Source organism: Microcystis sp. Msp_OC_L_20101000_S702, assembly GCF_007095705.1.
Classification (GTDB): domain Bacteria; phylum Cyanobacteriota; class Cyanobacteriia; order Cyanobacteriales; family Microcystaceae; genus Microcystis; species Microcystis ichthyoblabe_A.
On the sequence record NZ_SFBO01000228.1, the window covers coordinates 1 to 24,196 of the forward strand.

General features: G+C 43.2%; 21 protein-coding genes. 11 read left to right on the top strand and 10 right to left on the bottom strand.

Annotated elements, in window-relative coordinates:
- The first annotated feature begins 294 nt into the window (after positions 1–294).
- From EWV60_RS22585 to EWV60_RS22595, 4 genes are all read left to right on the top strand, one after another.
- The gene (locus EWV60_RS22585; protein WP_287234956.1) at positions 295–936 is read left to right on the top strand and encodes a VOC family protein; all 642 of its coding nucleotides are present in this window, start codon (positions 295–297) and stop codon (positions 934–936) included.
- Positions 937–1,124: 188 nt separating this feature from the next.
- On the top strand, positions 1,125–1,319 hold the full coding sequence (locus EWV60_RS23340) for a response regulator (RefSeq protein WP_502705842.1): 195 nt from the start codon (positions 1,125–1,127) through the stop codon (positions 1,317–1,319).
- A 387-nt stretch (positions 1,320–1,706) separates the two neighbouring features.
- Positions 1,707–2,420, top strand: a complete 714-nt coding sequence (locus tag EWV60_RS22590; protein WP_190380628.1) for a 2OG-Fe(II) oxygenase — start codon at positions 1,707–1,709, stop codon at positions 2,418–2,420.
- A 574-nt stretch (positions 2,421–2,994) separates the two neighbouring features.
- Positions 2,995–4,014 carry a methyltransferase gene (locus EWV60_RS22595; RefSeq protein WP_287234959.1) on the top strand — a complete coding sequence of 340 codons (1,020 nt, stop codon included), beginning with the start codon at positions 2,995–2,997 and terminating at the stop codon, positions 4,012–4,014.
- A 44-nt stretch (positions 4,015–4,058) separates the two neighbouring features.
- Here EWV60_RS22595 and EWV60_RS22600 read toward each other — a convergent pair whose 3' ends face one another.
- Positions 4,059–5,492, bottom strand: coding sequence for a phosphoglucomutase/phosphomannomutase family protein (locus tag EWV60_RS22600; RefSeq protein WP_287234961.1), 1,434 nt, complete (start codon positions 5,490–5,492; stop codon positions 4,059–4,061).
- 60 nt (positions 5,493–5,552) lie between these two features.
- A complete protein-coding gene (locus EWV60_RS22605; protein WP_002773423.1) occupies positions 5,553–5,897 on the bottom strand; it encodes a hypothetical protein in 345 nt (114 codons plus the stop codon).
- Between the two features lie 375 nt (positions 5,898–6,272).
- On the opposite strand from EWV60_RS22605, the gene EWV60_RS22610 reads away from it, so the two are divergent.
- Entirely contained in the window at positions 6,273–7,106 is an 834-nt protein-coding gene (locus tag EWV60_RS22610) for a photosystem II manganese-stabilizing polypeptide (RefSeq protein WP_002773425.1), read from the top strand.
- Positions 7,107–7,466: 360 nt separating this feature from the next.
- Here the strand turns inward: EWV60_RS22610 and EWV60_RS22615 are convergent, their stop codons facing one another.
- The 3 genes from EWV60_RS22615 to EWV60_RS22625 form a co-directional block, all read right to left on the bottom strand.
- Positions 7,467–8,531: a glycosyltransferase family protein gene (locus EWV60_RS22615; protein ID WP_002791061.1), complete on the bottom strand. Its 1,065-nt coding sequence runs from the start codon at positions 8,529–8,531 to the stop codon at positions 7,467–7,469.
- 239 nt (positions 8,532–8,770) lie between these two features.
- A complete protein-coding gene (locus EWV60_RS22620; protein ID WP_287234970.1) occupies positions 8,771–9,553 on the bottom strand; it encodes a DUF3226 domain-containing protein in 783 nt (260 codons plus the stop codon).
- A complete protein-coding gene (locus tag EWV60_RS22625; RefSeq protein WP_287234973.1) occupies positions 9,550–10,731 on the bottom strand; it encodes an AAA family ATPase in 1,182 nt (393 codons plus the stop codon). Before EWV60_RS22625 ends, EWV60_RS22620 begins: the two co-directional genes overlap by 4 nt.
- Positions 10,732–11,025: 294 nt before the next feature.
- On the opposite strand from EWV60_RS22625, the gene EWV60_RS22630 reads away from it, so the two are divergent.
- Positions 11,026–11,481, top strand: coding sequence for a DUF29 domain-containing protein (locus EWV60_RS22630; RefSeq protein ID WP_287234975.1), 456 nt, complete (start codon positions 11,026–11,028; stop codon positions 11,479–11,481).
- 12 nt (positions 11,482–11,493) lie between these two features.
- The gene (locus EWV60_RS22635) at positions 11,494–12,243 is read left to right on the top strand and encodes an amino acid ABC transporter ATP-binding protein (RefSeq protein WP_002751401.1); all 750 of its coding nucleotides are present in this window, start codon (positions 11,494–11,496) and stop codon (positions 12,241–12,243) included.
- A gap of 18 nt (positions 12,244–12,261) precedes the next feature.
- On the opposite strand, the gene EWV60_RS22640 is transcribed toward EWV60_RS22635, so the two are convergent.
- The 3 genes from EWV60_RS22640 to EWV60_RS22650 are packed head-to-tail and all read right to left on the bottom strand — an operon-like array spanning position 12,262 to position 18,393.
- Positions 12,262–13,827 carry a cation:proton antiporter gene (locus tag EWV60_RS22640; protein WP_287234976.1) on the bottom strand — a complete coding sequence of 522 codons (1,566 nt, stop codon included), beginning with the start codon at positions 13,825–13,827 and terminating at the stop codon, positions 12,262–12,264.
- Positions 13,828–13,884: 57 nt separating this feature from the next.
- Positions 13,885–17,187, bottom strand: a complete 3,303-nt coding sequence (locus tag EWV60_RS22645) for an efflux RND transporter permease subunit (protein WP_287234978.1) — start codon at positions 17,185–17,187, stop codon at positions 13,885–13,887.
- A gap of 6 nt (positions 17,188–17,193) precedes the next feature.
- Positions 17,194–18,393 carry a proton extrusion protein PcxA gene (locus EWV60_RS22650; RefSeq protein WP_016515231.1) on the bottom strand — a complete coding sequence of 400 codons (1,200 nt, stop codon included), beginning with the start codon at positions 18,391–18,393 and terminating at the stop codon, positions 17,194–17,196.
- Positions 18,394–18,563: 170 nt separating this feature from the next.
- Here EWV60_RS22650 and EWV60_RS22655 point away from each other — a divergent pair, with 170 nt between their 5' ends.
- Complete coding sequence (locus tag EWV60_RS22655; protein WP_002791070.1) at positions 18,564–19,322, top strand: FkbM family methyltransferase; 759 nt, start codon at positions 18,564–18,566, stop codon at positions 19,320–19,322.
- 389 nt (positions 19,323–19,711) lie between these two features.
- Here the strand turns inward: EWV60_RS22655 and EWV60_RS22660 are convergent, their stop codons facing one another.
- A complete protein-coding gene (locus tag EWV60_RS22660) occupies positions 19,712–20,845 on the bottom strand; it encodes a glycosyltransferase (RefSeq protein WP_002742000.1) in 1,134 nt (377 codons plus the stop codon).
- A 293-nt stretch (positions 20,846–21,138) separates the two neighbouring features.
- Between EWV60_RS22660 and EWV60_RS22665 the strand changes: the two genes are divergently transcribed.
- The 3 genes from EWV60_RS22665 to nblS all read left to right on the top strand — a co-directional run bounded on the left by EWV60_RS22665 (position 21,139) and on the right by nblS (position 23,848).
- Complete coding sequence (locus EWV60_RS22665; RefSeq protein WP_002738058.1) at positions 21,139–21,318, top strand: hypothetical protein; 180 nt, start codon at positions 21,139–21,141, stop codon at positions 21,316–21,318.
- Between the two features lie 75 nt (positions 21,319–21,393).
- A complete protein-coding gene (locus tag EWV60_RS22670) occupies positions 21,394–21,741 on the top strand; it encodes a DUF4359 domain-containing protein (RefSeq protein WP_002737573.1) in 348 nt (115 codons plus the stop codon).
- Between the two features lie 115 nt (positions 21,742–21,856).
- Positions 21,857–23,848 (top strand): two-component system sensor histidine kinase NblS, encoded by a 1,992-nt coding sequence (gene nblS / locus EWV60_RS22675; RefSeq protein WP_130758310.1) that lies wholly within the window; start codon positions 21,857–21,859, stop codon positions 23,846–23,848.
- On the opposite strand, the gene EWV60_RS22680 is transcribed toward nblS, so the two are convergent.
- The gene (locus EWV60_RS22680) at positions 23,829–24,188 is read right to left on the bottom strand and encodes a hypothetical protein (protein WP_002742007.1); all 360 of its coding nucleotides are present in this window, start codon (positions 24,186–24,188) and stop codon (positions 23,829–23,831) included. The genes nblS and EWV60_RS22680 overlap by 20 nt on opposite strands.
- Between the last annotated feature and the right edge of the window lie 8 nt (positions 24,189–24,196).

Sequence of the window (24,196 nt, forward strand, 5' to 3'; positions counted from 1 at the left end):
ACTTAAACTAATAAAACGGAGAGGCTATGGCTTTAGAAACTTTCGGAATTTTTGGGTTAGAAGTATGTTGTCTTGGCATCTTGTCTGTTGATTTAGCATAAAGGGTAACGAAGAGCCGGTTTTTCTCTACTCGCTAGAGAAATTAATTGAATGGAAACGCGAAGGCAAAGCGGTCTGCTTTCTTGATCCTGGTCAATACGTGACAGGCCTCAATGGGCAGCACTACAAGGCCGAGACACAATGCGGCAGAAAACATCAGCCGCGCCAGAAACAGGGGCAGGCTTGGGGGATAATATGGCTGAGATTGATCATCTTGTAATTGGGGCTGCAACGCTGGAAGCGGGCGCAGCTTGGCTGGAACGCCATTTGGGCCTGCGGCCTATCCCCGGTGGGGCGCATCCGGGCGTTGGTACGCATAACATGCTGCTGGGCCTTGGCCCGGATCAGTATATTGAAATCATCGCCCCCGACCCGGCCCAGGCCACCCCGGCCTATCCCCGGCCCTTTGATCTGGATGATCCCGCGCTGAAATTGGCGCTGGAAGCGGAGCCGCAATTGATTGCCTATGTCGCGGCAACGCCAGCGATTGAAGCGGTGGTGGCGCGGCTTGGCGCCTCTCATGCTGGGGAGGTGCGCGCCATGCGTCGCGGGGCGCTTTCCTGGCGCATGGCCTTTCCGCCGCAGCGCCAGGATATGGGCAATCTGATCCCGCCGCTGATCCAATGGGATGGCGCGCGCGCCGCAGCGCAAATTCCCGATTCCGGTTGGCGCCTGACCGGCCTTGAAGCCCAGCACCCGGATATGGATGCGCTGCGCCAGGCCATCGCCGCGCGCGGCCTGGCCGAGGCGGTGAAGCTCCGCGAAAGCCCGAATGCCCGATTGATCGCCCATCTTCGCCATCAGGACGGGCGGGAAGCGGTCATCGCCAGCAGCTGAATGGGACCAAACCGCCTATTGGGCACTCTATCCTTTCGCATTATTTCGGGACATATGTCGCGCATGGGAAGAAATGCAGCCCCGATCCGCTACCGGCGTGCCGGTGCCCTATCGCCATTTCCATTTTGGCCAATGGACATGGCGTCGTTGGGCGCGCCTGCCACCTTCATGCGGGGAAGCGGGCTCGCATGACGGCGCGGGTTCTGGTGGTGGATGACAGCCTACCCAACCGCAAGCTGCTCGAAGCCCGGTTACAGGATGAGTATTTTGAGGTTCTGGGCGCCGCTTCGGGCGCCGAGGCCATTACGCTGGCGCAGCGCTGGTCACCCGACATTATCCTGTTGGATGTGCTGATGCCCGTGATGCTCTCTACTCGCGCTTAGAAATTAATTGAATGGAAACGTTGATAGGTCAATCCACCCCATCTTTGTTTTACGCTGCTCTCTACTCGCGCTTAGAAATTAATTGAATGGAAACTCTTTGTATATCGCAAAGCATACTTACACTGGTAGAAATCTCTCTACTCGCGCTTAGAAATTAATTGAATGGAAACTATAAAAAAGGGTAATTTTTATTGCTGTAATAGTTCTCACTCTCTACTCGCGCTTAGAAATTAATTGAATGGAAACTGAAACCTTTGCCTCAGCGTGCATCTGCCTCCGGATACGGGCAAAGGTCTTGATGCAACGCAAACCTGTTATAATAATCAACCAGATGGGAGCCGTGACTGCGTGCGTAGGTATCTAGGGCTTTGGGGTGGGAAAACTGGAATGACAACTGACTTTATCGAGATGTACGAAAATGCTTTACCCCCCCAATTGTGCGAAGAGATCAGGCATCGTTTCGAAGCCAGCGATCGCAAGTCAGATGGACGGATCGGTCATGGAGTCGACAAATCCAAGAAGAACAGCACCGACATCACCATCACAGGCCTCTCCGAGTGGAGCGATTTGCACAGTCAGATACTCGACAGCACACTGCGTCACCTGATGTTGTACATTCGCAAGTATCCATACCTGATCACCAGTGCGTTTGCATTAAGCTTGCAAGATCCGGCTACCGGACTGCTCAGACCCTTAACAGCTGCGGATGTTGGGGCGGCATCAGACCCGGAACTCGCCGAGTACCTATTCAGAATGTTTCGACCGGGAGCGATCAACGTTCAGAAATACGGGAAGAGTCTCGGTGGTTACTACTACTGGCATTCGGAAATCTATCCTTGTGACCCAGCTGCTGAGACGCTCCATCGCGTCCTTTTGTTTATGTTCTATCTGAACGATGTAGAGCGCGGTGGTGAGACGGAGTTCTTGTACCAAGAACGGAAGCTCAAGCCAACCTCTGGGACGATGGTGATCGCTCCCGCCGGTTTTACCCACACCCATCGCGGCAATGTGCCGGAGTCGCAAGACAAGTACATTCTGACCAGCTGGATATTGTTCAACCGCGCCGAGCAGATCTATCCTCGCCACCCCAATCCTGCGTGAGACGACGCAAGCCACACAAGGACAGGTAAGCTGTTGACTATCTAAATTATTCGTTAAGATTGCAGAGGAGCGGGGAGAGGCAGTTTGAGCATTTGTCCTAAAATTTCCAATAGGCAGTTTAAATTCAGTACAGCTTATAACGTTGTGTGGCTCACGCTTGTTGACAATGCGATAATAAGGGACGAGACGAGCAAATGAATTGGGGCGGAAAATGGAAGGATAAAAAAGATTTGAGCGGAATGCCTGACAACGGACGGAGTAAACCGGCCAACGTCTGGTGATGGTAGCTCTCTACTCGCGCTTAGAAATTAATTGAATGGAAACATTTGTAGGGTTAATTCATGAATTAACCTCTCTACTCGCGCTTAGAAATTAATTGAATGGAAACCCGCTTTAAATTTTGGATTGAAATTTTGTGTTTATCTCTCTACTTGCGCTTAGACATTAGCTGAATCTCCCCCAATCCCTTTCCTGTTGACCCTTGCAAAAGTGCCTCATCTCAACAGGCAATTTAAATGCGCGGGCAGCTTATTCTATATAGTAATGTTTAATTGTATTCCCACAAAAGTTGCTTATGTCCTTACCTGAACTCCCTCTTCATCTTCAATTAACCCAAATGGTTTCGGGTTACTGGCTATCTCAGGCCATCTATGCTGCGGCTAAATTAAGTCTAGCCGAGCATTTAAGCAAAGGAGCGAAATCTTGTCAAGATTTGGCCTCCCTAACTGAGACTAATCCTGCTGCTTTATATCGACTGATGCGAGCATTAGCTAGTGTAGGAATTTTTCAAGAAACTGAATCTCAACAGTTTATACTAACTCCCTTAGCCGAACATTTATCTAGTGACCATCCCCGGTCAGTAAAAGCGACAGCAATTATGTTAGGAGAAGCCCCCCATTATCAAGCCTGGGGAAATGTGTTACATAGTATTAAAACGGGACAACCATCCTTTGATGATGTCTTTGGGATGGGAGTCTTTGAATATTTTCAAACTCATCCGCTAGATGCCGAGATTTTTGAACAGTCGATGAATAGTTTTTCTTTTTCGGAGGAGAAGGCTATTTTAGCTGTGTATGATTTCTCAGAATTTCAAACCCTAGTAGATGTAGGTGGGGGATACGGTGAGATGTTGGGGACAATCTTAGAGCAATATCCCCACCTCAAAGGGATTCTTTTTGATGAAGAATATGTAATTTCCCATTGTCAACCGACTTTAGAAAAACACGGCATTCTCCATCGTTGTCAAACCGTTGGGGGTAGTTTTTTTGAATCCGTACCGTCGGGAGGAGATGGCTATTTACTAAAACATATTATTCATGATTGGGATGATCGACGAGCGATTGCTATTTTGAAAAACTGTTGTCAAGCTTTAGATAGCGATGGGAAAGTTTTAGTCTTGGAAATGGTTGTTCCTTCGGGTAATAATCCTTCGGCTGCTAAAATGTTAGACTTAAATATGTTAGTTATGTGTCCGGGAGGTAAGGAAAGAACCGCAGAAGAATTTGAGGAATTGTTGAGTCAAGCGGGATTAAAATTAAATCGAATTATTCCGACTCAAGAGGATATTTGCATTATTGAATGCGTTAAAAAATAATAGAATAGAAAACGGGTTTCTTCAAAAAACCCTTTTTCTATTGTTTAGATATAAGTAGCCCAAGATTTTGCCCAGGCGAGAATTTCATGAACTCGATCGAGGGTTGAAGATTCACAGTAGAGACGCAAAACCGGTTCTGTACCACTAAAGCGAATTAACAACCAACTGCCATCTTCTAAACGGAATTTATAACCGTCTATAGGATTACAATCAGTCACTTGTTTACCAGCAATTTCCCTTAAGGGTTCCTGATCCAAAGCAGTAATTAACTGATCGCGAGCTTCCATATTAGCTAGGGGTAAATCAATGCGATCATACTGAGAATAAAAACCAGTTTTATCCTGTAATTGCGCGTAAAGATCGCTTAAATCTTGGCCCGATTCTACCACCGCTTCCAAAACGTATAAAGCTGATAATAAAGCATCCCGTTCGGGAATGTGAGTACCATAACCGACACCTCCCGACTCTTCCCCACCAATTAACACAGGAGTGGTCAACATTCGATCGGCGATATACTTATAACCGATCGGGGTTTCAAAGACCGATAAACCGTATAAACTGGCTAATTTGGGGATTAAATCGGAACCGCTCACCGTTTTGACAATTTCCCCTCTCATTCCCTTTTTGCCGGCTAAATGCTCGATTAAAATCGGGATGAGATTTTGGGTGCTTAAAAAATTCCCCTGACCATCGATCGCCGCCACTCGATCGCTATCCCCATCGAAGACCAAACCTACTCGCAAAGGGGCTAAATTTGCGCTGTGAGCCAGTTTATCGATGATTTCCGTCAAATTTCTCGGTAAAGGTTCCGGAGAGCCGCCACCGAACAAAGGATCGCGATTGCCGCGTAATTCCGTGATCCCCACCCCCAAAAGACGCTCTAAACCGGTAGCCGCCGCACCGTGCATGACATCGGAATAAACTTTTAGTTGTCCCGATTCGATCGCCTCGGCAATAGCGGCAATATTAACTTTTTGGCGTAAACCCTGACAATAACCTGACCAGGGTTCAAAAGTGCTTAATTTACCTGCATTGGCCTTAAATTGTGGCGGATTAGACAATAAAGCTTCAATTTGTTGGGTAATTTCCGGCGAGACAGAACCACCAAAATAACCTTTAACCTTCAAACCGAGATATTTAGCCGGGTTATGACTGGCGGTTAATACGATCGCACCGAGAGCATTTTCTGAGCGAGCTGCCCAACTAAAAGCGGGAGTGGGAGCATAGGATTGGGAGAGAAGCACATCAAAACCTGCTTTTTGCAGCGATTCCGCCGCAGTTTGAGCAAAATCCTCCGCCATAAACCGCCGATCATAGCCGACGATTATCGTCCGCGAACCCGTGATCTGACCATAATTATCGGCTAAAACCTGAGCCGCCAAGGGAGCGAGCAGAGCAACTCGATCGAAAGTAAAATCGGCGGCGATAATCCCGCGCCAGCCATCGGTTCCAAATTTAATCGGGTTCACGGTGGTCATGATTTACCCCTAAATATCCATTTTTTCAATACTGTAACCCGCTCCGTACTCTCTGGACACTCATTTTTCTCGATCATCGGTTTTTGCCGCCGGATCGAGCGCACCGGCTTCACTGATTAATAATTTTTCCATTAACATTTGTAACTTCATCCGTTCTATATAGGGCCATCCCCCGGTTTCCTCGATATCCCGGAGTAATCCGTATAAATCCTTACGCGTATTGGGTAAAGATGGCTCGAACATCTGCTCGCGAATTTGCCGATGTAAATTTTCTAAAGTTCGCAGCAACCTTAACAAACCGTTACAATCTCCCTGCTGTTCTTCGGCGATCGCTGTCACTGTCGTTACAAGGGAATGTAGTTGGCTATCTAATTGGCTATTATCTCCAGGTAATCGGCTATTCATCGGAATTTCTGCATCTGAAAACAGTCACACCAATCATATCAGTCATCAGCTATCAGTTACTTAGAGCCTCCTGACTTGAAAGAGGGTGTGGGGAAGTGGGGTGTGGGGTGTGGGGTGTAGGGTGTGGGGAAGTGGGGAGAACAAAGCTGCCTATTGCCTATTGCCTATTGCCTATTGCCTATTGCCTATTGCCTATTGCCTATTGCCTATTGCCTATTGCCTATTGTCTCTCCTCTCCCTGTCTCCCATCTTCTCAATGGTCACTGATCTTTGATAAACTGAGTTTCGGTGAATTGGCGCAACCGATTCGATAATTCATCAGGCTATGGATCAAGGGTAGTAATTGTAAAGATTGACAAAGAGAGGTTGACATAGATGAGATTTCGTGCATTGTTAGTTGCCTTTTTAGCCTTGTGCTTAGGGGTGTTGACAGCTTGTAGCGACGCGCCTAGTGCCGTCCTGAATAGAAACGAGCTAACCTATGATGAAATTTTAAACACTGGATTAGCTAACAAATGTCCGCAGATTTCCGAGTTTACCCGGGGGACTCTCCCCTTAGAAAGCGGCGAAAGTTATGTAGTGACAGATTTGTGCTTGGAACCCCAAGAATATTTTGTCAAGGGTGAACCCATTAATAAGCGGGAAGCAGCCACTTTTATCCAGGGTAAACTCTTAACCAGAGATACCACCAGTTTAGAACAGATGACAGCGACCTTAACCGTAGGCGAAGACGGTGTTTTAACCCTCAAGGAAGAGGACGGTATCGATTTCCAACCCATTACCGTACAATTACCCGGAGGTGAAAGAGTTCCCCTCTTCTTTACCATTAAAGGTTTCACCGGCAAAACCGAAGCTGGATTTAGCTCTATCAACAGTTCCACGGATTTTGAAGGCGACTTTAAAGTTCCCTCCTATCGTGGCGCTGGTTTCTTAGATCCCAAAGGTCGGGGTGTGGTGACGGGTTATGATAATGCTGTCGCTTTACCCGCTAGTGCTGATAGTCAAGATTTCCAGCGTGCTAACGTCAAAGCGACGGAACTGGGTAAAGGTACTATGTCTTTACAGGTGACTAAAGTTGACGCTTCTACTGGCGAGTTTGCTGGTGTTTTTGAAAGTGAACAGCCTTCCGACACCGATTTAGGCGCAAAAGATGCTGAAGAAGTGAAAATTCGCGGCATTTTCTACGGTCGTCTCGAAGCTCGTGCCTAATTAATTTTTGGCTAAGTTCAGAATTTCTGGAAATTAAGGCGAATTTCTCCCTGGAGAAGTTCGCTTTTTTTCTAAGCTTTGACACAATTAATACTAAATCCGTTGAGTATAGGCTACTTATAGAGGAGAGGCACTTATGCAACAGGTAAAAGTTATATTGAGAGAATTAAGCATTAGTTGGTAACTCCCCAGGTTTGCCATGACATAGACATCATTAAGGTTAGTTCTGGTTAATTGCTCATACAAACTATTTGGCAACACCTCTAATTTTCGCTTTTACTTTTTCAATATGTCAGAGGAACCTTGACAAATCAGAAATTTTCTAGAGCTATTCATATTTTTTATTGAGTATCTACTAAACTATAAACCCAGGCGACGGCGAGTTTTTTTGAAACTAAAGGGGGAGTGAGCCATAAATAGCTTCAAAAATTCTAGGCGACTTTGAAGATCACGATATTTTTTTAGGTAGTAAAATAGTGCTTCTAAATCAATATAAACACCCTTGCGATACAGGTAATGCGCTAATTCTATCCCACTAATCTCATTTTTTAAAAGGTCAATTAACTCAAGAGTGCTAGGTAAGCTATTGGGGCAGAATGAGGAACTATAGGCAGAGTTTACCCATGATGGTTCTTTATCTTTAAAGCTTTTAGATTCTGGGTGTCCGAAACCAATATTATAGATCAAAGAAGTTTTAGGAATAAGATGAACCCGATCTTGATACAAAGATGCAAGAGTAAGAGTAATAACCCAGTCAGTTTGACCATTTCTCTCTAGCCAGAACTGGTTTATTATAGTCATTTTTGTTTGCACGGTGGCGGGTATATTATAGAGTTTTCCAAAAGGATTATATTGTTTAGGCTGATTGATGAGAGCGATATCATTCCAGCGATCGGCCCAGATACCGAATCCCCAAGAAAAAACTCTACGAGAGAGAGCAAAATCCTCTTCGAGCAGAGGATATGCTTGCTCTGGAAAGGTTGCATATCCGCTAATCGAAAAGATTTTTTTATGTTCACGGTATGCCTCTAGCAGACGGCACATACTATCATAAAAATATGGATTGGGAAAGTCATCATCTTCCAAGTAAACAATAGATTCATAAGTGGACAGTATTTCTGTAAAGGCCAAAATGACATTTTGATCACAGCCCAAATTTTGTGATCTTAACCTTATATCTACTGGAATTTTACTAGAGAACTCTTGCAGTAAAGCAATTGTTTGATCGATCAGGGGTAGATCAAGTTCACTTCTTGCTCCATCCACATAGGCAATGATCTGAGGAGGAGATAGAGTCTGTTGGGTTAAACCCTTTAAAACTTCCTTGAGTAGATCGGGACGAGTAAAAACTGTTAAAATAACTGGCGGCAAAGAACTAGGTAAAGGCACCTCATCAAGAGACATTGGTAAATTTGTTAAATTCATAGACTACCGCAAAACAAAAATTTTAACATCTGCATAAATCATGCTCAATATGGTAACACCTTAATTTGACTGTGTCAAGCTTAATCACACTTCGATAACTCCCAGCTAGAATTTTTTGAACTTAACTTGAGAGAAAACTTTTATTATAATGCTCGGATATCCTGTCTCCTTTTCATGACCACTTGTTAACCGTAACTTCCTAGTTGGTAACTCTCCAAGTTTTCAGCAGATCAATATAATTATATTGACTCCATTTTGAGGAGTTGTTTTAGAAAAGTTAAGAGATTTTCTAGTGATGGTATTTGCATTAAAGTTTGCTCGCTAATCCACCGATCATCAGAAATAGTTGCGGTGTTGGTTTTTCCCGGTTTGAGAATACTAGCAACTGCGGCAATAGTGGCTTTTTCTTTATCAAAAGGTTTACAGCCAATTTGACTAATTTCTTCCTCGGAAAATTGTTGAATATATGCTTTTGCTCTGTTCATATATTCAGGATAGGCGATTTTTCCACAATCACAAAGTAGGGTATCTAAGACACCTTGATCAACATTATTAGGCAGTATATATAATCCGACTCTTGGTCTATTTTCTTGAATAGTTCCCGTGGCAGCTACTACCCTGGGAAAGTCGGTAAAATATTCCCGAAAACCCTGATGATATTTGCGAGCAACTTCTGCCGGGTTATCTTTATCCGCATCGGCAATAACGGCAAAAGCTGATAATTCATTGTTATAATCCATATCGGCAAGTTTATTGGTTAAATTTTTAATTAATTCACTGCCACCCCCGGCATAAATTGCCACGGATAAAGTCTCAGTATAAAGAATAGATGGCATATCGAGTCTGATGTAAAGTTTTCCAGTTTTAGGAGGAGGATATTTCGGAATAAATTTTTTCCAAATTGGTTCTAGATTTGAGAGTTCTTCACATTTAGAAAACCCCAGAAGTTTACACATAACTTTCACCAGAAAAGCTTGATCATGATTACCTTCCACTCCAATCGATATATGTTCTCGACTCACCAACGAACCTCCTGTCCTAAGTCTTCTCGTAAACTTTTTAATCGAGTCCAATCATGTCTAACTACTCTAGTATAATTTTCCTTTGGTTCGAGACGATAAAGCACCAAATCTGATTCTCGTTCAGTGACTTCTAACAGAGCATCAACAGCTTCTAGACTGTGGGTAGTAGCAAACAGTTGTACATTCATTTTTTGACACCATTTAACTAACCAATTAAAAGAACTTTGCAGTGCCTCTGTATGAATAGCTGATTCTAATTCATCAATGAATAAAATTCCACCTTTAACACTGGCAAGTTTGAAGGCAATATGAAGTAAGCGACGCACCCCGTCACCAAAGGTACTAACGGGTACAAGTCCCAATTTTTCGTGTTGAATATAAATGTTAAATCTGGAAGATAAAGAATGAGGAGGTAATAGAATTTCTAAATCAGAAATATTACTGTCCATTTGACGCAGTAAATCGATAACATCTGTTTTGAAATTGGCAAATCTCACTTCTGAAAGTAATCGAAATTGACCAATATCAGAACGATGAGAAGCGGGACTAACCAGAGAAGTTAGTAAGCTAGGTTCTTTTTTTCCCGATAGTCTAGAGAGAGCGCTATTTTCCCAAAGTTGATAGTTTTCTTTCAGGGGATTTTGGGGATAATTAATTAAACTTAATTGTTCTTCAGCAAGAAATACTGTTATCGATAAGTTAATACCTTTTCTTGTTTCCCATAAATCTTCATTATTATCGATTAAATCTTCATTTTCTTCGCTAATTATCTGATTAATATGAAGCTTGTCTTCGGGACTGTCAATTAAAATAATTCCTTCGAGTTCTTCATAAATTGCCTCGATTTTCTGAACTTTAAAGGAGCCATTTCCTGTGATTGATATAACCCCGTGATTAAGTTTTTCTTGCTCAATCATTGCATCGTGGGTAAATAACCACTGTAGGGAATCTAGATAAGGAGTCCGAGAAACTCTGTACTCTTGTTCTCTTTGTCTAGCAGTATTTAGCCAAACTTTTAGATCTAAGGGATGACAGTAAATAGATAACGCTTCGAGAACGCTGGTTTTTCCCGAATTATTAATTCCCACAAGCAGGTTAATCTGTCCGAGATTCTTTAGCTCAAGCTCTCGCAGTCCTCTAAACTGATGAATGGTAATATTTTCTAGGCTTTTAGTCATAAACTTAGTTTAGCTGAAAAGGGTGACAAAAAGCTAAGTCATCTACTCAAATGTATTGAAGTTTTAATTTAATCAACTTCTTCGGGTAAAGTCAGGATTATTGCCTCAATCAATTCAGGTGGTTATTCGGTGTAAATATAAATAAATTCGATAAAATCAGTTAATTATGCGGAAATATCTGCGTTTAAAACTAAATAAAAAATATTTACACTAATCCCGTGCCATCCGGATATTTTGTGCTATCATTTCTAGGAATGGGTTATTTTTAATAATGTCCCCATTTGATCAAAGACAATGCTTGCTTTAGAACAACTTTATGAACGGGAGTATGATCGCTGGTTAAGCGAGACGATCGAGTTATTAAAAAATCGTCAGTTAGATCAGTTAGATTACGAACATTTGATCGAGGAGTTGGCAGCTTTGAGACGAAGCGAAAAAACTGCTGTTAAAAGTTTAATTTTATCGATAATAATCCAGCTGCTACTCTATCAATTTTGGACAACAGAAAGAGAAAGAAATAGTAATCATTGGGCGGCAGAGATTATCACTTTTCGAGTACAATTAGAATATAAGCTCACCACCAATTTAAGTAAATTTCTAGAACTAGAACTAGAGTTAGAAAATATCTATGAAAACGCTCGCTTAATTGCCGAAAAAAAGACAGGATTAAAAAATTTACCGATAATTTGTCCCTACTCTCTGAGACAAATTCTTGAGAAACAGTGGTTTCCTGATACAGATAATCAATAAACTCTCAAAAATATGGAATCTCACAACAGTGAACCGATTATAATTGCCGAAGCGGTGGAAAAATGGTATGATAACCGCTTTCATGCTTTACGGGGAGTGAATCTCACCGTTAATAAACAGGAAGTTGTCGTGATTATGGGGCCGTCCGGTTCAGGAAAATCCACCTTTATTCGCACTTTTAACGGTTTGGAATCCTATCAAAAAGGTCGCATTATTATTGACGGAATAACTGTGTCCCACAACCTGAAAAATATCGAGGTAATCCGTCAGGAAGTTGGCATGGTTTTTCAACAATTTAACCTTTTTCCCCATCTGACGGTATTAGATAATGTCACCCTCGGACCAATGTGGGTGCGCGGTTGGAAAAAAGCCAAAGCGGAGGAAATAGCGAGAAAACTCCTCGAAAAAGTTGGTATTCTCGAACAAGCACTTAAATATCCCCCTCAGTTATCGGGAGGACAACAGCAGCGGGTGGCAATCGTTCGCGCTTTAGCTATGCAGCCGAAGGTGATGTTATTCGATGAACCCACCTCAGCTTTAGATCCGGAAATGGTGCGAGAAGTCTTGGAAACGATGCAAAGTTTAGCCAAATCCGGGATGACCATGGTTTGTGTCACCCACGAGGTAGGATTCGCGCGAGAAGTGGCCGATCGAGTGGTATTTATGGATCAGGGTTTAATTTTGGAAATTGCCCCCCCAGCAGAATTTTTTAATCATCCCCAATCCGATCGAACTCAGCAATTTTTAGCAAAAATTCTTTGATTTTCCATGACTTGATCATTAAACCATCTCTTTTTCTTCTTCTACCTCCACTAAAAGGGGAACGAGATTTTCATTTAAACGACCGGCTCGAATTAATTCTGCGTAGGTATTAGCTTCTATATCGAGTAAAGTATCTTGAAATTGTTCGGCCACCACATCTTTTAATTGTGGATGTTCCTGTAGTAATTTTTGCAACTGATCCCGCAAGGACTTTAATTGTCCTTCCACCAGAGTTTTTTTGTCGCGATAAAATTCGGGATCGATATCGGGAAAACGTTCTGGTTGTTGCAGATAATTAGACACCCTAGTTAAAGCAATTTGACGAGCAATTAGGGCCGAATATTCGGTGCGAATCGGTTGATCACCAATAAGATTGAGGGCATTTAACAGCCATTGTATAGATAATCCTTGCACCAATAAAGTAAATAAAACCACCCCAAAAACCACGTCAATAATTTCTTGACGGTAGGGGATAGACGTGGGAACACTTAACGCTAGGGCGATCGAAACCGAACCGCGCAATCCTCCCCACCATAACACCGTTCTTTCCTTGAAACTGATCCTATTACCCGTAATTAGGTTACTAATTCCCCCTAGTCCAAAAATGGACAGCAAACGGGAAACCACCATAGCGGCGATCGCTATTAAAATCCCGCTTAAGTGACTGCCGAGACTCTCAAAACGGGTTTGATCGCCGATCAGTAAAAAGATGATGGAATTGACAAAAAAGGCGATAAATTCCCAAAATTCGCTAACTACCAGGCGCGTGCGGGGACTCATACCAATGCGCGAACCGAGATTACCGAGAATAATCCCGACAATCACCACCCCAATCACACCAGATCCGCCTAATTTTTCCGTGACGAGATAGGTTCCATAGGCAGAAACTAGAGTCAGAGACTGTTCCACAAAAGGCAGATCAAAGCGTTGGGTAAGGTAGGAAATGCCGAAACCGATCACGCAACCCACACCGATGCCAATCCCCACAAAGGTGCAGAAACGAGCGATCGTCACGGGGACGGAAAAGGTATCGACTCCCAAGGGAATCCCCACCAAGAGGACGAAAGCGACCACAGCGACCCCATCATTAAAGAGACTTTCCCCTTCCATCAGGATCGTCAGTTTTTTACTGGCCCCCAATTCTTTAAATAGGGCAATTACAGAGACGGGATCGGTGGCAGCTAGGGCAGCACCCAAGAGAAAAGCGATCGATAGGGGTAAATTAGCAAAGATATGTAGGGGATAGGCGACTCCCAAAACGGAGATAATCACCCCGATAACGGCAAAAAGGACGATAGTAACCCAATATTCCTTTAATTTAGCCCAAGGAATATTCCAAGCGGCTTCAAATAACAGGGGAGGCAGAAAAATTTCCAGAATTAATTCCGGGGAAAGATTAACTAGACGCAAATCTAAAAAAGCTAAACCCATACCGACAATAACTAACAGCAGGGTGTAGGGAATTTTGCGGAGGAAGGCAACGGTTCTCGATAAAGTGGCGACACTCAAGGAAATGGTCAAAACTAGCAGGAATTGCTCTAAATTGTGAGCGATCGCTTCGTTAGCAGTGGATTCTAGACTCATTATTTTCAGTTATCAGTTATCAGTTATCAGTTATCACTGAAAAAGTCTCCTAACACCCTAGTCATTCCCAGACTGAGGAGAGATTTTCAAAGAGGAAATGGCCCCTTCTTCTATCGGGGTTTCTGATGTATTCCTTTCCCCATCGAGAGAAGGGGTTTTTTTGCCGCCAGAACCGCCACTTTTCGGGGGTTTCGAGGAGAGGAATCGGGCCTCGAACTGTTTGATCAGCACATACAAAACCGGGACAAGAAATAAACTCAACACCGTGGAAATCAGATAACCGCCTAGGATTGCAGTTCCCAGTGACCAACGACTCATCGCTCCGGCGCCGGAAGCGATAACCAAGGGCAAGAAACCGACTAAACCGGAAATAGCCGTCATCAGAATTGGTCTTAAGCGTTCCGTCGAGGCCCGGGCTGCCGCATCGGGAATACTTAAACCCAAAGTACGGGACTGGTTAGCGAATTCCACGATCAAGATGGCATTTTTAGCCGCTAAACCGATCAACATGACCAAAGCCACCTGAGCATAGATATTATTATTCACCGCCGGGAACAGACTACCCACTTGTAGGAAATTCGCCCGCAACAGTAAGGCCCCCATGGCACCTAGAATCGCTAGGGGAACGGTAATCATGATGATAATCGGGTCGATATAGCTTTCGTACTGGGCTGCGAGTACGAGGAAAACCACGATAAAGGCTAATCCGAAGATAACTGGGGCAGCCCCGGCGGAAGTTTTTTCTTGGAAAGCCGTACCCGTCCAAGCGTAACCGAAACCGGGCTGCAGGACTTTCCGACAAACATCTTCCATCACTGCGATCGCCTGTCCCGTACTAAAACCGGGGGCGGGACTACCCTGAACGTTAATTGAGGGATAGAGGTTAAAGTTAGTGATAATCGGTGGATAGGTGAAGCGTTTGACGCTAATTAAACCGGATAGGGGAATATTGGCCCCGGTACGGGAACGGACGTAAAGACGGTTAATATCTTCGGGATTAGAACGATAATCCGCTTCTGCTTGGGCAAAGACTCGATACAAGCGATCGCCTAAGACGAATTGGTTAACGAAGTTGGAACCGAGATAGGTTTGCAGGGTCCCGAACACGGCCTGCATATCGACGTTTTGGGCCTGTAGCTGGTTGCGATTGATGGAAAGTTCCAGCATCGGCGTGTCGGTGGTAAATTGGGTGAAAATTCCCGATAATTCCGGTCTTGTTCGGGCCTCGGCCATGACTTTATTAGCGTTGTCAATCAAAGCGTCCATGGGGAAAGAAGCGCGGTTTTGGATAAATAACTCGAAACCGCCAGTAGAACTTAATCCATCCACGGGGGGCGCATTAACGGCGAAAGCGCGAGCATCTCGGACTTTAGTAGCTAATTGTTGGTTAATTTTCCTGAGAATGCCGAAAACTGACTTATCTTCCCCAGTCCGTTCCGACCATTCTTTTAACTTGACAAAAAATAGCCCTTGGTTGCTGCCACTTCCGGCAAAACTAAAGCCCGCCATACCGACAAAGTGTTCGATTTCTTCGATACCGTCGAGAATTTCTTCGTTAATCTGACGGATAATCTGGTCGGTGTAGCGCAGGGAAACCCCGGGGGGGGCTTGCACCAAAACGAAGGCATAACCTTGGTCTTCTTCGGGGATAAAACCCTGGGGAGTGGTATTGTAACTCCAAGCTGTGAGAAAGAGGGCGGCGATAAAGAAGGGTAAGACCAGAAACCGAACTCGGATCAGAAATTCGATCGAGCGTCGATAACCTTCTTTAACTGCGTTGAAACCCCGATTAAAGCCCTCGAAAAACAGTCCCAAGGGTCCGCGGGTGCCTTGGGGCGGTTTCATGATAATCGCCGACATGGTGGGGGAAAAACTGAGGGCGTTAAAGGTGGATATCAGAATTGAAGCGGAGATGATGACGGCAAATTGTCGATAAACGATCCCCACCGTACCGGGGAAGAAGGTGACGGGAATAAAAACCGCAAATAGTACAAGAGAACTGGCAATTACCGCCGAGGTTAACTCACCCATGGCATCGAGGGAAGCTTGAAATGGCCGCATTCCCTGTCGTAATTTTTCCGATACCGCCTCTACAACCACGATGCCGTCGTCCACCACTAACCCAGTGGCTAGAATGACGGCAAACAAGGAGAGGTTATTGAGAGAATAGCCTAAAGCCAGGGCGACGGCCATGGTTCCGATCAAAGATACGGGAATAGCGATCGCTGGAATGATCGTGGTGCGCCAATCCTGAAGGAAGATAAAAATGACTAGAATAACCAGTAAAATCGCCTCCACCAGAGTGCCAACGGCTTCTTCCAGGGAAGCGGCGACAAAGGCGGTATTATCGAGGGTAATGGCGATATTTAACCCCGGGGGAAAACTCGGTTCTAGTTCCGCCATTTTTTCTTTCACCAGTTTGGCGGTATTCCAAGCGTTGGAACCGGGCAACTGATAGACGATATAGACGACGGCGGGGGATTTGTCGAAATAGGCGGCGGTACTGTAGCTTTCGGCTCCGATTTCTGCGCGGCCTACGTCTTTAATACGGATTAAATCGCCATTTTCCCCGACTTTGACGACGATATTTTCTGCTTCCTCCCCGGTGGCAACCCTACCAACGGCGCGAATTGCGATCTGGAATTGCTGCTCTTCGGGACTGGGATCACCGCCAATTGTCCCCGCACCCACCTGAATATTCTGTTCTCGGATCGCCTGTACTACTTGCTCCGCCGATACACCCCTAGCGGCTAAAGCATCGGGATTAAGCCAAAAACGCAGGGCGTATTCCCTTTCCCCGATGATGGTTGTACTACCAACTCCCTCGATCCGGCGAATCTCGGCATCGATGACTCGGTCAACAAAGTTACTTAAAAAGACTGTATCGTAGGGATAATTGCCCTTTTCGTCCGGTTTGGCGGAAATCCCGTAGGCAAGGGTAACGCTGGGGGATTGGGTATTGGTTGTCACCCCCTGCCGGTTCACTTCTTCCGGTAAACTAGCGGCGGCGGTACTGACACGGTTTTGTACCAAGACTTGGGCAATGTTACGATCCATTTCCACCGGGAAAAAGACATTCACCGTACTTTGTCCGGTGTTGGTACTCTGGGACTGCATATAAACAATCTGTTCTGTCCCGTTAATCTGGCGATCGAGTACCGTGGTAACGTTATCCTGTACGGTTTTGGCATCGGTTCCCAAATAGTTGGCATTCACCGCTACCTGAATAAATGCCAACTGGGGCAGTTTTTCTAGGGGTAAAAAGGGAATAGCGATCGCCCCGATCAAAACGATTAAAATCGAGCAAACTGTGGTCAGAACGGGTCTTTTAATGAAAGTATCGGCAATACTGAGGATCATAGGGCGTTACTGGTTCATCTTTTCTAGGATAGTTGCGGCAGTGGGAGATTTACGAGTCAGATAATTAAATATTAATAGTTTAAAGATGGTATCTAGGATAACGGGAACAGTGGCCACAAACAAGCTAATGAATGTAATATTCTCGCGCCAACCAAAGTGCCGGAACAAAGTTTCTAGGATTACCGTCCAACCCTCCGCCGAGTGAAACCCGACAAATATATCGGTAAAGAGGATAAAGATAAAGGCTTTGGTGATATCATTTAAGCTGAGAAAATAACGACTAACATAGGCTTGCGTAATCGCCAATTGTTGACGACCAAAAATTAAGATGGCAATAAAGGCTATTACTCCAGTAATATCGGAGAGCAAGTTTTTCCAACCATCTTGACTTTCATAACCCGCTTCTCTGAATAATTCTTGCACCTGTTCCCGAAAGGTTTCTTCTGATTCTTGCCCTGCTTTTGCTACTCCTAAAACGTGCTTGATTTCTTGTATTTCTTGAAGTCTAGCAAATTCCCTGAGATATTTTTCACCAATTTCCTGAGAAATATAAACTTCTGATATTTTCGCTCTATCCACACCAAAATAGTTTAAGACAGGGCTAAAAATAAAGTTTCTACTAATAACCTGCACCGAGAGAGGAACTAAAATAATAATCAGGATAAAACGGATAGCGATGCGCTGCTGTTGTCGCAGGGTACGGAGTTGTTTGATGACAGTTTGTTCGTATTCGGGGGTTAATTCTTGCTGGAAGTTAAAAAATTTATTACTGGTTGCAGGAGAAATTATCTGGTTATCTTTATCCCTGGGTTTATCACTGGTGAGATTGGTATTAGGCAGATTTGGGGTTTGATTATTCGGTAATGGGGGCAGCAATTCCCCTAAATCTAGGCGATATTTACCGATAATATCCTCGATCGCCTTTAAAGTCTCTAGGATGTTATTATTTTCTGGGTTAGTTTGCGGGTTAAGAAAATTACCCAGACGCACTTGAGTTAAATCGAAACGTATCTGTAATAATTCTCGCTCTAGGGTACTTTGAAAGTAATCATAAACACTTTTTCCTCCCACGGCAGCTGGGGAAATTTTTTGTCCCCCAAAATGTTTATCTTCGATCGCTTTAATTTTTAGCGCTCTCTGATAAGCTGATTCTAGGGCCACTAAAGAGCGTCTCTCTACCCATTGATTAACTCGATTCCAAGGCACGGCTATAATCCTCGCTTTTCTGTCATCACAACTTATATTTATTCTACAAAAAACATCCAGTCCTCGCTACTATAATTCTTAAGTTTGCTTAAAAATTTTTTCCCCAAATACTTGACTTCAAGGAAACTTTAGGTTAAAGTCTTGACAATCCTTTTGAATAACTGCCGTTTATGGATAAAAAGCTAATCAAACAATTGCTGAAAAAAGATAATCCGATTATCTTAGAAGTAGGTGCCCACAAGGGTACTGACACTCTTGGATTTCTCAAGGAATTTCCCAGAATCAAAATTTATAGTTTTGAACCCGATCCGCGCATAATTGCACAACACAGAAATCTAGTCAACGATCCTCGCTCTCAATTGTACGAATTGGCTCTATCCGATCAAGATGGTGAGGCGGTATTTTATCAAAGTGGTGTGCAAGTAGGTGATAAACTCAAACACGCTGCTTCTTCTTCTCTGAAAAAACCGCAGGAACATTTGAAAGTTTATCCTCAAGTCCCTTTTAATAGTTCTACCACCGTTAAAACTATGCGCTTGGATACTTGGGCAGAAGAAAATAATATCACAGAAGTTGATTTTATTTGGGCAGATGTGCAGGGAGCCGAAGAACAGTTAATTAGAGGTGGTTTAGAAACTTTAGCTAAAACCAGATATTTTTATACGGAATATGATGATCGAGAGTTGTACGAGAATCAGATTAATCTCAGAACAATTCAATCTTTGATTCCTGAGTTTAAATTTGTTTGTTTCTATGCTAATAACGTTCTGTTTAAAAATAGCCGTTACCTAGATTTAGGACTGGATATTTTATCAGACAGACTTTTGACTAATTACCATATCTATACCAAAGAAAGGGATTATTTTCGTCTACCTTTTAAGACTGGATTACGCAAGCTTTCTCAGAAGATAATGGGCAAAAAAGGTTAATAACACTGCCAAAGATTAATGGTTCTTCGGCACTTGTTATGCAATCACAAATACTGGACTTGACGCGTAAGGTTTTCAGGATAAGCAAAGAGTCCTTAGCATACTACCTGCCGAAGAACCAAATTAATTTTGTTGGGTTAGGGCAATATTAAAATCCACCTTTGTTTTCTAAAAACAGTTGATTGTCTAACGCAAAGGTACATCTCTACTTTCGAGAAATATCCATAGTATTACATTTTAGGGTGCATTGGCTGCATCTTCACCATTGGTAAAATATAACGTTTCTCATCAAAATAAAGTATAACCTAATTGGTTATCGACCACCGATGACTGACTCCCTAAAACGAAAACCTCCTAGCTCACCATTAAGATAACTGATCTAATTAAACTTAGCAATAACTTTTATACATTGAATTTTCCTCGACAAATAAACTATAGTTACTTTGAAAGATTTCAGGAGTGAATTTATTAGCCTGTTGCCGACAACTTTCTGGAGCAATTCTATCACCCTGATCCACAAAATATTTAACCGCTTCTACCAAAGATTGGGGATTTTGTTCCCCAAAAAGTAATCCTGTTCCCTGGGGAGGATTTTCCCGCAGATCCCGCACGGTTTCTAAAGCACCTCCAGCAGCAAATGCAATCACGGGAGTACCACAAGCTTGCGCTTCCACTAAAGCAATACCAAAATCTTCACAAGCAGCATAAATAAACGCTTTTGCTCTCGACATATATTCTGCTACCATTCGATCAGAAACCGCACCTAAAATCTGAATATTATCCCTGGCTAACTGTCGAATTAAAGCCATCTGGGGACCATCTCCAATAACCACTAGGGGTAATCCCAATTGATTAAACGCTTCCACAATTAAAGGGACTTTTTTATAACTAACCAAACGAGAGACTACTAAATAAAAATCTTCTTTTTTCTCTTGGTAGGGAAAACGCTCAATTTGTACGGGAGGATAAATAACTTTTGCCTCCCGTCGATAACAGCGCCAAATTCGTCTAGCGGTGTGGTGGGAATTAGCCAGAAAATAGTCCACACGATTAGCAGAAATCACATCCCACTGACGCAAACCATGCAAAAGATAACGGGTGAAAATACCGGGTAATCCCTGTCCTAACTTACTATTAGCCAGATAGTCAAAAGTTAAATCCCAAGCATAACGCATCGGAGTGTGACAATAACAAATGTGAACCTGATCCGGTCGTATTAAAACCCCTTTAGCCACACAATGGGAGGAGGATAAAATCACATCATAATCCTCTAAATTTAACTGCTCGATCGCCAAGGGAAGAAAAGGTAAGTATTTTTGTACGCCATTTCTCGCTTTCGGGAAATTTTGCAGAAAAGTTGTCCCGATCGAGCGACCATAGAGATAACTATCGGGATTAGTGGACTCAAAATCGATCAAAGCGTATAAATCCGCCTCTAGACATTGTAAAATCTCCCTAACCACTAATTCCGATCCCCCCGTCGCTTTTGGGGTTAACCACTCGTGAACCAGAGCGTACTTCATAGGATAATCAATAATCTCAGCCGTAATTATAGCAGTAAGGGATTAGCAGTTTAAGAGTTTACTTTCCGGCTTTCTCTTCGCCAAAATTACCGACACATATCTGATCACGGTAAAAAACCCTAGGAAGAAATTATTAAATTTTTCAAGAAAAATTGCAAAGTTTAGTAAAAATTACTAGCCAGATCAGATGATCGAGTTCATAATGGGGATCAAGGAAAAAATAGGCTTAAACCGATTGGGATCAAGAAAAACTAGCTTTATATACAAAAGATAACTAATTAATGAGGTTTGCTATGATCACCCTGCAACAAGTGCGCTGTCCTAATTGTGGAAATTTTGCCGAAAGACAGCATATTTTAGAACACCATCTCGTTAGCACCGCCTGTTCTCACTGTGATTATCTGTTAGTTAGTTGCAGTCTCACGGGAAATGTACTAGAGTGCTATGCACCCGGTATTGGTTTAAGAAATTAACACTGCCCCCTAGCCAGATCGAAAATGTCTTGTCAAAATTAGAGTGAGAAGACAAAATCAAGGAGCTAAGTAGCTATGGGGGGTAATTTCTTCAAGGGAGCGATCGCCCTGGGGGTAATAGCGGGGATTATGGGATTTACCAATCCCCCCCAAGAACTTTACAGCGAATACGCCGCCGAAAAACTTCTCGCTCATGCCGACAAAATCGCCTGCGAGAAAATCAGTCTCTGTGACTCGATCGATTCTTTGCCGGTGGCAGCCAGAAATGTGATCAAAAATCAAATCTTAAAACCAGCGATCGAAACCTCTAGTCAACGGCAAAATTTAGGTGTGTTCAGTATTTACACCACAGAAGTACCGGGGGTAGCTAAAATTAGAACTATTGGCGCTTTTGGGCATTTCTTAACTTTCTCGGAGACTTAGGCTTTGATTAGTGCTGGTTTAACGGCTACCAGCTTAATAATGAGTTAAGATGATCATATTAACCCGCGATTTGAGCGATAGACTCCTTAAGAACACCGATTAATGCTGCCTAACCGTGTTTAATTTTCTGCCCATTCTCCGAAAAGCGATCGCCCGTTGGTGGTCCGAATTCACTCTCCAAACTAAATTAATGGCTGCGGCTACTTTAGCCGTTTCTTTGTTGATGAGTGGTTTAACCTTTTGGGCGGTTAACACGATCCAGCAGGATGTGCGTCTCAATGATACCCGTTTTGGCAGGGATTTAGGGCTGTTATTAGCCGCTAATGTGTCCCCTCTGATTGCTGAGGACAATTTAACCGATTTAGCCCGTTTTTCAGCCCGTTTTTATAGTAGTACCTCCAGTGTGCGTTATTTGATCTACGCTAACGAGGAGGGTGAAATATTTTTCGGTATTCCCTATTCTACCGCCGAAGTTAAAAATTCCCTGACGATCGAGCGTCGCATTCAATTACCGGAAAATTATGGCGAAAATGGGGAAACTCCTCTCATCCGTCAGCACAAAACCCCCGACGGTGAAGTAACCGATGTCTTTGTTCCCTTGAATCATGAGGGCAAATATTTGGGAGTATTGGCGATCGGGATCAATCCTAACGCTATTGTGGTGGCTTCTTCTAATCTAACCCGTGATGTTACTATTGCCGTTTTTGTCTCGATTTGGGCCATGGTGATTCTCGGGGCAGTTTTTAATGCTTTAACTATCACCAAACCAATCAAGGAGTTATTAGTCGGGGTCAAAAATATTGCAGCGGGAAATTTTAAGCAGCGCGTTGATTTACCACTAGGAGGAGAGTTAGGGGAATTAATTCTCAGTTTTAATGAAATGGCGGAAAAGTTAGAACGATACGAGGAACAAAATATCGAAGAAATGACCGCCGAAAAAGCCAAACTAGATACGTTAATGTCCACTATTGCTGATGGAGCAATTCTCTTAGATACTAACTTTCAATTATTATTGATTAATCCCGCAGCTCGGGAAATATTTGGCTGGGAAGATCAGGAAATTATCGGTAAAAATGTTCTACATCTTTTTCCTTCGGAGTTAACGGTTAAACTAACTAAACCTCTCTATCAAATTGCGGCGGGAGAAACCCTCCAACCAGAAGAATCCGCTAATCAAAATCAGAAAAATGCTGTTATTTATCAGGAAAATAATAACTATTCCCCGGCGGAATTTAGATTGTCTTTAACTCACCCGAAACCCTGCACAATTCGCATTTTGTTAACTCAGGTATTCGATCAGTATCGGGAGAATGTCCGGGGAATTGCTATGACGCTACAGGATATCACCAGAGAAACAGAATTAAATGAGGCAAAAAGTCAATTTATCAGCAATGTTTCCCATGAGTTAAGAACCCCTTTATTTAACATCAAATCTTTTATTGAAACCCTGACAGAATTTGGTGAGGATCTCAGCGATACAGAAAAAAGAGAGTTTTTAGAAACCGCTAATCATGAAACCGATCGCTTAACTCGTTTGGTTAATGATGTTCTCGATCTTTCTCGATTAGAATCCTCGCGTAACTATAACTTAGATGCGCTCGATATCGGACAATTAATCGAACAAACCCTGAGGACTTATCAACTCAATGCTAGGGATAAAGGACTAGAATTAAGCTCGGACATTGAAGCCAATTTACTGCCAATTTTAGGTCATTATGATCTACTCTTACAGGTATTAACTAATCTAGTCGGTAACTCCCTAAAATTTACTCCTGCTGGCGGTAAAGTGGTGATTCGTGCCTATAAAATCAGCAAAGATAATCCCCAAGAAACTCTCAAAATTCGCGTGGAAGTATCCGATACTGGTATTGGCATCGATGCCGAGGATCAAATTGCTATATTTGATCGCTTCTATCGGGTAGAAAATCGCGTTCATACCCTAGAAGGGACGGGATTAGGATTATCGATCGTCAAAAATATTATCGAAAAACACTATAGTCAAATTCATTTGATTAGTGAAGTGGGAATTGGCACAACTTTCTGGTTCGATCTAGATTCATATCAAGGCTCGATCGCCAGCAAAAAAATTAACGACGTGAGTTTATAAAAGCCAAAGTAATACTGCCCAAAATCATGGTTAATAATAGCAATAATCCCTTATTTCTGAGACACCAATTTTTAAAAACCCTAGGAAGAGGGAGAGGAGGAATTTTTTCGGCTATTATTTGGCTATTTTTGTATAAAGTGCAGCTGGTAGCGTAGGGACGTTGGGGAAAATTACAGCTATCATCGCCATGATACAGACAAGTCTCACACAAAAACTCGCCAGTGACAGCTTGATGTAGGGTCATGCCGGGATGACCATAAGCCTTTAAAATATTAGCACAGTAGGGACATTGTAAGGCTTGACTATCGACCTTGTGCTGACAACGAGGACAGGTAATCATGATCGCTA